11 protein-coding genes are annotated in these 11,649 nt (G+C 70.2%); 2 read left to right on the forward strand and 9 right to left on the reverse strand.

The genetic code is table 11. From position 1 onward, the window contains the following. Window positions 1-77: 77 nt before the first annotated feature. From ABTZ89_RS27265 to ABTZ89_RS27280, 4 genes are read right to left on the reverse strand one after another with little or no spacing between them, the layout of a single operon-like run. Window positions 78-1,658 (reverse strand): dipeptide ABC transporter ATP-binding protein, encoded by a 1,581-nt coding sequence (locus ABTZ89_RS27265; protein WP_270950640.1) that lies wholly within the window; start codon window positions 1,656-1,658, stop codon window positions 78-80. Continuing rightward, the gene (locus ABTZ89_RS27270) at window positions 1,655-2,551 is read right to left on the reverse strand and encodes an ABC transporter permease (protein WP_270950639.1); all 897 of its coding nucleotides are present in this window, start codon (window positions 2,549-2,551) and stop codon (window positions 1,655-1,657) included. The genes ABTZ89_RS27265 and ABTZ89_RS27270 overlap by 4 nt, the downstream gene beginning before the upstream one ends. Then, window positions 2,548-3,585 carry an ABC transporter permease gene (locus tag ABTZ89_RS27275; protein WP_408641881.1) on the reverse strand — a complete coding sequence of 346 codons (1,038 nt, stop codon included), beginning with the start codon at window positions 3,583-3,585 and terminating at the stop codon, window positions 2,548-2,550. Before ABTZ89_RS27275 ends, ABTZ89_RS27270 begins: the two co-directional genes overlap by 4 nt. A 3-nt stretch (window positions 3,586-3,588) precedes the next feature. After that, window positions 3,589-5,376, reverse strand: coding sequence for an ABC transporter substrate-binding protein (locus ABTZ89_RS27280; RefSeq protein ID WP_351049847.1), 1,788 nt, complete (start codon window positions 5,374-5,376; stop codon window positions 3,589-3,591). 171 nt (window positions 5,377-5,547) lie between these two features. Between ABTZ89_RS27280 and ABTZ89_RS27285 the strand changes: the two genes are divergently transcribed. Further along, complete coding sequence (locus ABTZ89_RS27285) at window positions 5,548-6,375, forward strand: M55 family metallopeptidase (protein WP_351049850.1); 828 nt, start codon at window positions 5,548-5,550, stop codon at window positions 6,373-6,375. Between the two features lies 1 nt (window position 6,376). Here the strand turns inward: ABTZ89_RS27285 and ABTZ89_RS27290 are convergent, their stop codons facing one another. Next, window positions 6,377-7,093, reverse strand: a complete 717-nt coding sequence (locus ABTZ89_RS27290) for an Imm1 family immunity protein (protein WP_270950636.1) — start codon at window positions 7,091-7,093, stop codon at window positions 6,377-6,379. Window positions 7,094-7,204: 111 nt separating this feature from the next. Continuing rightward, complete coding sequence (locus tag ABTZ89_RS27295; RefSeq protein ID WP_270950635.1) at window positions 7,205-7,831, reverse strand: TetR/AcrR family transcriptional regulator; 627 nt, start codon at window positions 7,829-7,831, stop codon at window positions 7,205-7,207. A 134-nt stretch (window positions 7,832-7,965) separates the two neighbouring features. Between ABTZ89_RS27295 and ABTZ89_RS27300 the strand changes: the two genes are divergently transcribed. Beyond that, complete coding sequence (locus tag ABTZ89_RS27300) at window positions 7,966-8,700, forward strand: sugar isomerase domain-containing protein (RefSeq protein WP_502949603.1); 735 nt, start codon at window positions 7,966-7,968, stop codon at window positions 8,698-8,700. A 120-nt stretch (window positions 8,701-8,820) separates the two neighbouring features. Here ABTZ89_RS27300 and ABTZ89_RS27305 read toward each other — a convergent pair whose 3' ends face one another. The 3 genes from ABTZ89_RS27305 to ABTZ89_RS27315 all read right to left on the reverse strand — a co-directional run. Beyond that, window positions 8,821-9,624, reverse strand: a complete 804-nt coding sequence (locus ABTZ89_RS27305; protein ID WP_333778341.1) for an enoyl-CoA hydratase/isomerase family protein — start codon at window positions 9,622-9,624, stop codon at window positions 8,821-8,823. A 113-nt stretch (window positions 9,625-9,737) separates the two neighbouring features. Further along, window positions 9,738-9,947: a helix-turn-helix domain-containing protein gene (locus ABTZ89_RS27310; RefSeq protein ID WP_010310662.1), complete on the reverse strand. Its 210-nt coding sequence runs from the start codon at window positions 9,945-9,947 to the stop codon at window positions 9,738-9,740. A 188-nt stretch (window positions 9,948-10,135) separates the two neighbouring features. Next, a partial coding sequence (locus tag ABTZ89_RS27315; protein WP_351049855.1) for an ABC-F family ATP-binding cassette domain-containing protein occupies window positions 10,136-11,649 on the reverse strand: 1,514 nt, incomplete at its 5' end.

Raw genomic sequence — 11,649 nt, forward strand, 5'->3', positions numbered from 1 at the left:
GAGAGTACTTTGGGTCGCTATAACAACCCGAAGTACTCACGGGACCTGACCAGCGGAAACCGGACCTCCTGCAGGCCCTACGCCACGCGGCGTTCGACGGAGGGCACCGCGGCCAGGAGGGTCTTGGTGTAGTCGTGCTGGGGGTCGAGGAGGACCTGCTCGACCGGGCCGACCTCGACCAGTTCGCCCTGGTACATCACCGCCACCCGGTCCGCGATGTTCCACGCCAGGCCGAGGTCGTGGGTGATCACCAGCGTCGACAGGTCCCGCTCCACCCGCAGGCGCAGCAGCAGCGACAGGATCTCCCCGCGCACGGTCGCGTCCAGCGAGGCCACCGGCTCGTCGGCGATCAGCACCTTCGGCTCCAGCACCAGCGCGCCCGCGATCACCACGCGCTGCCGCTGACCACCCGAGAGCTCCTGCGGCAGCCGGCCGAAGAACTTCTCCGCCGGACGCAGCTCAGCCGCCTCCAGCGCCGCGGCCACCCGACCGCGCTCGTCGTCGGCGATCCCGTGGATGCGCAGACCTTCGGCCACCGCCTCGTACACGGTGTGCCGCGGGTTGAGCGCCCCCGTCGGGTCCTGCAGCACCAGCTGCACCTGCCTGCGGTAGTCGCGGAGCCCTGAGGTGCTGGTCGGCAGCGGCACCCCGTCGTAGCGCACCGCTCCCCCGGTCGGCTGCTGCAAGCCCAGCAGGGTCCGCGCGAGCGTCGTCTTGCCGGAGCCGGACTGCCCGACCAGCGCGACGATCTCCTTCTCCTCCACCGCCAGGTCCACCCCGCGCACGGCGTGCACGACGCGTCCCGACCGGCCTGTGAAGTCGACCTCGACGCCCTCGGCTTCCAGCAGCGCAGACCCGCGGGACGCGCTCTCGGTCAGCCGGAAGTCCGGATCACCGACGGTCGGGAACGCGTCGGCCAGCGCCTTGCTGTGCTCGTGCTGCGGCCTCGTCATCACCTGCCGGGACGGGCCATGCTCCACCACGCGCCCCTGGTACATCACCGCGAGCTGGGAGCAGCTGGCCGACAGCACCGACAGGTCGTGGCTGATCATCACCAGCGCGATGCCGCGTTCGGCGACCAGGCGCCGCATCAGCTCCAGGATCTGCGCCTGCACCACGACGTCCAGCGCGGTGGTGGGCTCGTCGGCGATCACCAGCCGCGGCTCGCACGCCAGCGCCATCGCGATCATGACCCGCTGCTTCTGCCCGCCGGAGAGCTCGTGCGGGTAGGCGTTCGCCCGGTCCGCGGGCAGTTCCACCTGCGCCAGCAGCTCCGCGACCCGCGCCTGCGGGTCCTCCGCGCTGCCGTGCAGCTTGATCGGCTCGGCGATCTGGTCGCCGATCGTGTGCACCGGGTTCAGCGCGTGCATCGCGCCCTGGAACACCACCGAGGCATCCGCCCAGCGCACCGCGCGCAGCTGCCCGAAGGTCATCGCGCGCACGTCCTCGCCGTCCAGCAGGATCTGCCCCTCGACGCGCGCCGAGCTCGGCAGCAGCCGCAGCACCGACATCGCCAGGCTCGTCTTACCGCAGCCGGATTCGCCCGCCAGACCGAGGGTTTCGCCTTCGCCGAGGCTCAGGCTCACACCCCGCACGGCGGCTTCGCCCGCTCCCGGGTAGGTCACCGACACGTCGCGCAGTTGCAGAATCGGACTCACCGCCGCCCCCGCAGCCTCGGGTTGAACACCGTCTCCAACGCCCGCCCGCACAGCGTGAAGGCGAGCACCACCACCACGATCCCCACACCGGGCGGCAGCAGGTACCACCAGGCGCCTCCGGTGACCGCGCCGGTGTCCATCGCCGACTTCAGCATCGAGCCCCACGACACCAGGCTCGGGTCGCCGAGCCCCAGGAACGACAGCGTGGACTCGGCGATGATCGAGCTGGCCACCGCCAGCGTCGTGTTGGCGAACACCAGCGGCAGCACGGCAGGCAGCACGTGCCGACCGATGATGTGCCCGTGCCCGGCGCCCAGAGCCCGCGCCCGCTCGATGTACGGGCGGGTTTCGATCGTCAGCGTCTGGGCCCGCACCATGCGCGCCGTCGGCGGCCAGGACGTCACCCCGATCGCCAGCACGATCGTCCACAACCCGCGCTCGAGCACCGTGGACAGCGCGATCGCCAGCACCAGGGCGGGCAGCACCAGGAAGAAGTCGGTGAACCGCAGCAGGATTCGCGAGGTCCACCCGCCGAAGTGCGCCGCGAGCACCCCGACCAGCGCACCGATCAGCACCGACAGCAGCGCCGCCGCGAGCCCGACCACCAGCGACACCCGCGCGCCCCACCAGGTCAGCAGCAGCACGGAACGACCGGATTCATCGGTGCCGAGCCAGTAATCGCCGCTGGGCGCCTGCAACGGCTCCCCGCTCACCCGCGTGACGTCGAGTCCGGAGGCGTCGGTGAGCAGCGGCGCGAGCACCGCCATCAGCGCGGCGACGACCAGCACCACGAGCCCGAACAGCCCGGCCCGGTCGGCGCGGAACACCCGCCACGCCTCACCCAGCCGCGCTCGGCGCCGGGCCCGGACGATCTGGTTGGCGGTGGCGGTCATGATTCCCGCACCCTCGGGTCCAGCACCCGGTAGAGCAGCTCGGCCAGCACGTTCATCACCACCACGCTCCCCGCCAGCACGATGAAGATCCCTTGCAGCAGCGGCAGATCCGGCACCCTCAGCGCCTCGAAGGTCAGCAGTCCCAGACCGGGCCAGGAGAACACCGTCTCCACCGTGATCGCCCCGCCGACCACCAGCCCCAGCCGCAGGAAGATCAGCGTGACCGTCGGCAGCATCGCGTTGGGCACGGCGTGCCTGCGGCGCACCAGGTCCTCTCGGAGCCCCTTGGCGCGGGCAGTGGTCAGGTAGTCCTCGCCCATCTCCTCCAGCAGCGACGACCGCATCACCATCAGGTACTCGGCGTAGATCACCGCGACCATGGTCAGCGACGGCAGCACCAGGTGGTGCGCCACGTCGAGCAGCTGCGGCAGGAACTCGGGCGGGGTGTCCGGGGAGGAGATCCCGCCGACCGGGAACAGCCCCGGGATCGGACCGACCCCGACGCCGAAGGCCATCAGCACGATCAGCCCGAGCCAGAACGTCGGCACCGACCACAGCGTCAGCGCCACCGACGTCGAGGTCTTGTCGAACGCGCCGCCGTGCCGCCACGCCGCGCGGGAACCCATCCACAGCCCCAGCACCACCGCGAGCGCCGTCGCGGTGCCCACCAGCAGCACGGTGGGGCCGATCCGCTCGACGATCAGGTCCCCGACCGGGCGGCTGTAGGTGTAGGAGGTGCCGAGGTCACCGCGCAGCAGGTTGCCGATGAAGTCCAGGAACTGCTTCCACAGCGGCTGGTCCAGGCCGAACCGCTCGCGCAGCACCTGGATCTGCTGCTCGCTGACCGGTGCCCCGCGCGTCATGGTGCGCACCGGGTCGCCCGGGATCACCCGGAACAGGAAGAAACCCAGCACCGCCACCAGGAACAGGCTCACCAGGCCGCCGCCGACCTTGCCGCCCAGGTAGCGGGCGAACCGGCGGCGGCCGCCGCTGGGCGAGTCCTGTTCCGGAACGGTGGCAAGCAGATCGGACACGGTTCACTCCCTGGTGTCGGCGGTCGCCCGGCGGCGGACGATCACCAGCGCCACCACGACGCCGACCAGCACCACGGCCCCGCCGAGCACCCACGCGACGGTGCTGTAGTCGGTGCCCGAGGACCCGTTGATCGCCTCCTCGGTGGGCTCCGCGCCGAGGTAACCCCAGTAGCCCTGCTGCGCCACGATGACCCCGTTGTCCTTGGGCTGCAGGGTGAAACCGGCGTAGCGGTCGGTGCGGTAGGCCTCCAGCGAGTTCTGGTAGAAGAGGATCAGCCCGGCCGCCTGGTCGTAGAACCGGGCCTGCGCCTGGTTGACCAGGTCGACGCGCGCGGCCTTGTCGAACTCGCCGAGCTGCCGGTTGTAGAGCTCGTCGTACTGCTTGTCGCACAGGAAGGTGTCGGTGTTCCCGCCGCCGTCGGGGCTGGGCCGGGCGCCGCAGGTCTGCAGCCGCAGCACGTAGTCCGGGTCGGGGTTGGCCGACCAGCCGCTGATCACCATGTCGAAGTCACCGGCGGTGGTGCGGTCGTTGAGCTGGTTGTCCGAAACCGGTTGCAGCTCCACGCGGATGCCCAGCTCGTCCAGCCACCGCTTGACGAACTCACCGACCTGGTTGTCCTCCGAACGGTTGCCGTGCAGCACGAAGTCGAAGTCGAGCGGTTCGCCCTGCGGGGTGCGCCGGACGCCGTCCGGGCCGCGCTGGTAGCCGGCCTCGTCGAGCATCCGGTTGGCCTCGGCCAGGTCGAACCCGCGCGGCTGCGGCGGATTCCAGCGGTAGTCGCTGAAGATCGGCGGCAGGTAACCGCCGCCGACGTCGGCGTAGCCGCCCATCACCCGGTCGACCAGCGCCTGCCGGTCGATCGCGTGGTCGATGGCCTGCCGCACCCGCACGTCCTTCAGCGCCGGGTGCCCGGTGCCGATCGGCTCGTTGTTGCTGTTGCTGGCGCCGGGGTTGAGGATCAGCTCGAAGAAGCGCCGGCCCTGGCCCTTGACCTGCTTGATGTCGGACTCGCCGGCCAGCGCGTCGAACTGCGCGGGGGTCAGCTTCTGCACCAGGTCGACGTCGCCCTTGCGCAGCGCCTGCACCGCGGCGTCGCTGTTCTTGAACTGGATGAACTGCAGTTCGGCGACCTTCGGCGCACCGCGCCAGAAGTCCGGGTTGGCGGTCAGCGTGACGTCCTGCTCGGTGCGGTAGCCGGTGAGCACGAACGGTCCGCTGCCGACCACCGGCATCTGGTCGTTGGTGAACTCCTCGACGTTGGTGACCTTGGACCACACGTGTTCGGGCACGATCGGCGCGTCGATGGCCAGCATCGTCGCCTGCGGGGTCTTGGTGCGGATCACCAGCGTGCCGTCGTCCGGTGCGGTGACGGTGTCGAAGTTCTCCACGAAGTTGCCGTTGGCGGTGCTGGCGGCCGGATCGGTCATCATCCGGTTGTAGGTGTAGGCGGCGTCGCGCGCGGTCACCGGTTGGCCGTCGGACCACTTGACGCCGGGCCGGATGTGGAAGGTCCAGGTGAGCTTGTCCGGCGAGGTCTCCCACTTCTCGGCCAGCTCCGGCTGCACGGAGAAGTCGTCGGCGCTGTAGGTGGTCAGCGTCGGGTAGATGGCCCGGAAGATGTCGGTGGCGGCGAGCGTGTAGCCCAGGAACGGGTTGAGCGAATCGATCTGCTGCTGCAGCCCGATGCGCAGCGTGGCGCCCTGCGGCTTCGCGTCCTGTGCCGACGCGGGCACCGGCGCCAGCAAGCCCACCAGCAGCACGGCCCAGAGCGCGACGAGTCGTCTGCCCACTTGTGACCCCCTCCTTCGCGGCGAGTGAGAGAAAGGAACCACCTTCGGACACTGTTCGTCAATGGTTAACCACGAGTTGTCGCCACCCGGCGTCACCGAGCGGAACCGAACCGTTACCCGATCGGCGCGCCACACCCCGAAAGCCTGGACAACGCGCCTAGATTGGCCGTCGTGCGGATCTTGCTCTCAGCTGACATGGAAGGCGTCACCGGAGTCACCTGGACCGATGACGTGGTGCCCGGAACCGAGCAGTGGCAGCGCTTCCGGAGGTTGTTCACCGGCGACGTCAACGCCTGCGTCGAAGGCCTGTGCGCCGCGGGCGCGACGGACGTGCTGGTCAACGAAGCGCACTCCTCGCAGCGCAACCTGCTGTTGGAGGACCTCGACGAGCGCGCGGTGCTGCTGACCGGGCGGCACAAGCCGCTGTCCATGATGCAGGGCATCGAGTCCGATGTGGACGGTGTGGTGTTCCTCGGCTACCACGCGCGGGCGGGCGAGGAGGGCGTGCTGTCGCACACCTACCTGGAGAACTCGATCACCGGCGTCTGGCTCGACGGCCGCCCGGCGGGCGAGGGCGGGCTCAACGCAGCGCTGGCCGCCGAGCACGGAGTCCCCGTCCTGCTGGTCACCGGCGACGACCGGGCCTGCGCCGAAGCCGCCGACTACGCACCGTCCGCGCACCGCGTGGTGGTCAAGGAGTGCGTCAGCCGCTACGCCGCGATCTGCCGCCCACCGGCCCGCACCGCGGCCGACATCCGCACCGCGGCGACCGAGGGCATGCGCCAGGCCGGGCGCACCGGCGGCGACGTGCGACCGCACCGCGTAGAGGTGGAGTTCGACGCCGCGCACCTGGCGGCCGCTGCCGCGGTGATCCCGACCGTGGACCAGCTGGACGTGCGACGGGTCGGCTTCGACGCGCCGAGCATGACCGAGGCGATGAAGGCGTTCAAGATCGTCACGACCATCGCCGGCCGAGCGGTCCAGGGGATCTACGGCTGAGCTACAGGTCGCCCCAGCGCGCGGGCTGCCACTGCACGGCCTCCGGCTGCTGCCCAGTTCGGGTGAATTCGTCCAGCGCAGCGCGGAGTTCGCGGAACGGCAGCACCGCGTTGCGCGGGAACTTCAGCGTGCTCCCCGCGTCGAAGGGCAGTGCGGGGGCTTCCGGCGAAGGCGCCGGGTTGAGGGTGTGCCAGGACGTCATTTCGCCGTCCTCGCTCTCCTCGGTGAAGTTCAGGACGCCGACTTCGTCCTCGACGTCGGTGACGATCCGCACCTGCAGGTACGGACCGGGCGCCTCGGGATCCTGGTGCGGCCGGTCCCAGACGTAGAGGTGGCTGGCACCCGGCTGCTGCGGGCGCAGCACCTTGTCCACCAGCTCGGCCTTGTCGTCCTCGGTCTGCGCGTAGTGCCGTTCGCCGTCGACGACCGCGGTGGTGACGGTGACGCCCAGTTCGGTGTTGCGCGCGCCGACGGCCTCGGCGCGCAGCCCCTCCATGCAGATCCGCGCTTCCTTCAACGCCTTCATGGCCGCGCCCTGGTGGTACACCAGATCACCCCAGTAGGGATGGCCGAGCACCTTGTTCAGGTCGTCGTAGACCTCGTGGGTCGCCTCGATCAGCTTGTCCAGGGCGTCGACCGGGACGTCGGCGAGGCGGGCGAACACCACCGCGGGCGGTTCTCCTAGCGGGCCGGGCTCGACTTGTGCTGGATTCGACATGCGTTCCCTGCATCCACTTCGATCGTGGGCGACCCCCAGGACGCCCCTGCCCAGATCTCGTCCCCCAGAAGGCTACCGTGCGTCGCCGCGCGGCCTCGAAGCGCCACCGGCTCAGCCGGCAGCGCCCCGCAGCACCCCGATCGCCGGTCCGCCCTGCGGCGAACCGAGCGCCAATAACGCCCGCGCCACCACGTCGGCGTCGTCCAGTCCGAGCTCGGAGACCAGGTCCTCGGGAAGGCTGAGCATCGACAGCGCCACGCCGAGCATCCCGGCGTCGAGCAACCCGGCGCCGCGCCGGCTGATCCGCCGCCCCACCGCGCTGTGCAGCTGCACGGCGGTGTCGACATTGGCCTGGGTGATCGCGCTCAGCGCGGTGCTCACCTCGGGGTTCCGAACGGCTTCCAGGTGCAGCTCGAACAGCGCCAGGAACTGCGATCGCGCGCTGGTGGCCATCCGGCGCAGCATCGCCGCGTACAGCGCGGTGATGTCCTCGGAGCTGACGTCGGCGGGAATCTCGCTGCACAGCGCCTCGAGCGCGGCGGTGTGCTGAGCGGCCAGGTAGCGCGCGACGGCCAGGAACAGCGCGCTGCGCGTCGGGAAGTAGTTCTTCGTGGTGCCCTCGGGAACTTCCGCCTCGCGATCGATCGCGCGGTGGGTCAGCCCACGACCTCCCTCGCGCGCCAGCACCTCGATTGCGGCGTCGGCGAGCAGTTCTCTGCGGTTGCCTCGCTGCGGCATGCATCCCCTCGATCTCGGTCGCTGATCAACACCCTACCCGCGCACCACACCAGTGGTGGAAGCGGTCCTTGACCGCCGCGTCATCAAATTGGTATAGACCTTACGTCCGTTCCGCTCTCCCACAGGAGCCCCGAATGTCGGAAACCGCGCCCGGCCACGCCGCGCACATGCTCGAACACCTGCGGAAGATCGGCGCGCACAACGCCGAGAACCTGCGCACCGCAGCCGAGCGGCTGCTCACCGCGATCCGCGCGGACGGCCTGGTGTGCACGGCCGGGGCGGGCCACTCGCTGGCCGGGGTGATGGAGACCTTCTACCGGGCGGGCGGTCTTTCCGCGGTCCGGCCGCTCTACCACCACGACCTGCTGCCGCTGCACGGCGCGGTGCCCAGCACCCGGACCGAACGGCGCACCGGCCTGGCCGAGGAGATCCTCACCGGGGCCGGGTTCCAGGGCGGAGTGGACGCGCTGGTGGTGTTCTCCAACTCCGGGGTGAACCCCTATCCGGTGGAACTGGCCCGAATCGCCCGAACGGCGGGATCGCCGGTCATCGCGATCACCTCGCCGACGGCGAGCGCCGAAGCCCCCAAGCGCGCCGGGACCACGCTGGCCGAAGAGGCCGAGATCGTGCTGGACACCCTGGTTCCGGGCGGCGACGCCAGCTACCCGGCCGACGCCCCGGTGACGGCCCCGCTGTCATCGATGGCCAACGCATACCTGTGGAACTTGCTGCTGGTCGAGCTGTTCGACCAGGCCGCGACCGAAGGCGTCGACCTCCCGGTCTGGCGCAGCTCGAACACGGTGGGCGGCGACGAAGCCAACGCCGCGAACCTCGAGCACTACGGCAAACGAGTCCCAGGCCTGCTCTGAAAAACCAAGCCCTGTCCTTGAACTCCTCTTGCGGGGCGCGGGTAGCGAGAGTGGGCTATTCGCCTGGCGGCGAATACAAGCAAAAGAGCACAAACCAGGATCGAAGACGAGTTCTGAGAATCAGTCGGACTGCGCGGCGATTTCCGCGATGCGGCGGAGTTGGGCGGCTCGCTCCGCTGCCAGCTGTTGTTCGGGGTCGACCGCTTCGTCGGCCTGCACCAGCAGCGCCAGCGTTTCGCGCACCGCGCCGAGCGGCGGTTGCTCGACGGCTGCGGCCAGTTCGTCGACCGCCGCGTCGAGCCGGTCCGGTTCGACCACCGAGTTGACCAGTCCGAGCCGCAGCGCCTCCTCGGCGCGCACTTCGCGCCCGGTCAGGCAGATCTCCACCGCCCGCGCGTATCCGACGGTTCTGACCAGCGGCAGCGTGCCGCCCAGATCGGGCACGAGACCCAGTCCGGTCTCGGCCATGCGGAAGCTGACGTCGGCGGCGACCACTCTGAGGTCGCACGCCAACGCCAGCTGGAATCCAGCACCTATCGCGGGCCCCCGGACTGCCGCGATGGTGACCCGGTCGGGTTCGCGCAACCAGCTGAACCCCTGTTGGAAGCCGGCGATCTCGGCGTCGGCTTGTTCGGTGGGGCGCTGGGCCAGCGCGGCCAGCCCCGGCGCCCCGTCGACCTCGGCGGCGGTGAACAGCCGCCGATCCAGCCCGGCCGAGAACGCCCGGCCGGCGCCGCGCAGCACCACGACCCGGACCTCCGCGTCCAGGCATCGACCGATCTCCCGGAGCGCCTGCCAGGTGTGCGGTGTCTGCGCGTTGAGCACGTCCGGGCGGTTCAAGGTGATCGTGGCCCGCCGACCTCGGATCGTGAGCCCCACACCGCCACGATCCAGCAGGTCGGCGTCCACCATCGACTCCGCCAAGCGGACCTCCTCGCTGAGAGCCTGCGTCCGCGCACCGCGGAAGCGGCGTCAGCCGCTCGGATCACCTGCGCGAGGTGATCACCGACAGGCCCTGCGGCCGATGGCCGCCGAGCTCACTTCTTCTTGGAACGAGTCGCGCCCCCACGACCGCGCAGCTGCACACCTGATTCGCTCAGCACCCGGTGCACGAAGCCGTACGACCGGCCGGTCGCTTCCGCGAGCGCGCGGATGCTAGCCCCCTTCTCGTACTTCTTCCTCAGGTCACTGGCAAGCTTGTCCCGCGCACTCCCTGTGATGCGCGCACCTTTCTTCAGCTCAGCCACGGTGTCCCCGCCTTCCCTCTGAGCAGGTCGGGCCTCGCGACCCCTGTCAGCGCAATGATCGAACAGGAAAGGCGGGAACGCCAGGCGATCATGGAAAAAAGATCGGCCAATGGCCGAGATGACCGCCCGGCGATCACCGGAAAGCACTAATCCATCCGCAGTAGTGCGACTCTGGTCGGCCGTGCCTGCTAGGCGAGCTGGACGAGGTCCAGGTAGTCCTCCGACCAGTGGTCTTCGGTTCCGTCGGGCAGCAGGATGACCCGTTCCGGTTCCAACGCCTGCACCGCACCCGGGTCGTGCGTGACCAGGACGACCGCGCCGGTGAAGCTGCGCAGCGCGTCGAGCACCTGCTCGCGGCTGGCCGGGTCGAGGTTGTTGGTCGGCTCGTCCAGCAGCAGCACGTTGGCCGCGCTGGAGACCAGTCCGGCCAGCGCCAACCGCGTCTTCTCACCACCGGAGAGCGTTCCGGCCGGCTGCTGCAGCTGCTCGCCCTGGAACAGGAACGCGCCCAGCAGGGTGCGCAGCTGCTGCTCCGGGGCGTCCGGGGCGGCGCTGCGGATGTTCTCCCAGACCGAGGCGTTGTGGTCCAGCGTTTCGTGCTCCTGCGCGAAGTAGCCGATGCGCAGCCCGTGACCTGGGACGACCGCACCCGAGTCGGGCTTCTCGACGCCGCCCAGCAGGCGCAGCAGGGTGGTCTTGCCGGCACCGTTGAGGCCGAGCACGACGACCCGCGAACCGCGGTCCACCGCGAGGTCGACACCGCTGAAGATCTCCAGCGAACCGTAGGACTTCGACAGGCCGTCGGCGGTCAGCGGGGTTCGCCCGCACGACGCCGGATCCGGGAAGCGGATCTTGGCGACCTTCTCCTGGGCCTGCTCGGTCTCGGCCTCGGCCAGCAGCTTCTCCGCGCGGCGGGCCATGTTCTGCGCGGCGACCGCCTTGGTGGCCTTGGCGCGCATCTTGTCGGCCTGCGCCATCAGCGTGGAGGCCTTCTTCTCCGCGTTGGCGCGCTCGCGGCGGCGGCGCTTCTCGTCGGCCGCGCGGGCGTCCTGGTAGCGGGCCCAGTCCATGTTGTAGACGTCGGCCTCGCCGCGGATCGCGTCCAGGAACCACACCTTGTTGACCACCGCGGCCAGCAGGTCGACGTCGTGGCTGATCACCACCAGCCCGCCGTCGTGGGCCTTGAGGAAGTCGCGCAGCCAGTTGATCGAGTCGGCGTCGAGGTGGTTGGTCGGCTCGTCGAGCAGCAGCGTGCTGGCCGAACGGCCGCCCGGACCGGCCTCGGAGGCCGCGAACAGGATCCGGGCCAGCTCGACGCGACGCCGCTGACCACCGGAAAGAGTGCTCAGCGGCTGCTCGAGCACCCGGTCGGGCAGTCCGAGGTTGCTGCAGATCCGCCCGGCCTCGCTCTCCGCGGCGTACCCGCCGCGCGCGCCGAAGCGCTCCTCCAGCCGGCCGTAGCGGGCGATCGCCTTGTCGCGCTGGCGGTCGTCGGCCAGCTCGGCCATCGCCGTCTGGGCCTTCTCCATGTCCCGCAGCAGCTGGTCCAGGCCGCGCGCGGACAGCACCCGGTCCTTGGCCGAGACGGTGAGGTCACCTTCGCGCGGGTCCTGCGGCAGGTAGCCGAGAAGGTCAGCGTCAACGACCTGGTCGTCAAGGCCGTGGCCACCGCGCTGCGCGCGAACCCGTCGGTGAACGTCTC

Source organism: Saccharopolyspora sp. NPDC002686 (genome assembly GCF_040295745.1).
Taxonomy (GTDB): domain Bacteria; phylum Actinomycetota; class Actinomycetes; order Mycobacteriales; family Pseudonocardiaceae; genus Saccharopolyspora; species Saccharopolyspora oryzae.

What these genes read in the sequence shown, in the direction of transcription:
- ABTZ89_RS27300 (WP_502949603.1), top strand. Translation starts at nt 7,966, where the DNA reads ATGTCGGAAACCGCGCCCGGCCACGCCGCGCACATGCTCGAACACCTG.
- ABTZ89_RS27290 (WP_270950636.1), bottom strand. Translation starts at nt 7,093, where the DNA reads ATGTCGAATCCAGCACAAGTCGAGCCCGGCCCGCTAGGAGAACCGCCC.
- ABTZ89_RS27295 (WP_270950635.1), bottom strand. Translation starts at nt 7,831, where the DNA reads ATGCCGCAGCGAGGCAACCGCAGAGAACTGCTCGCCGACGCCGCAATC.
- ABTZ89_RS27270 (WP_270950639.1), bottom strand. Translation starts at nt 2,551, where the DNA reads ATGACCGCCACCGCCAACCAGATCGTCCGGGCCCGGCGCCGAGCGCGG.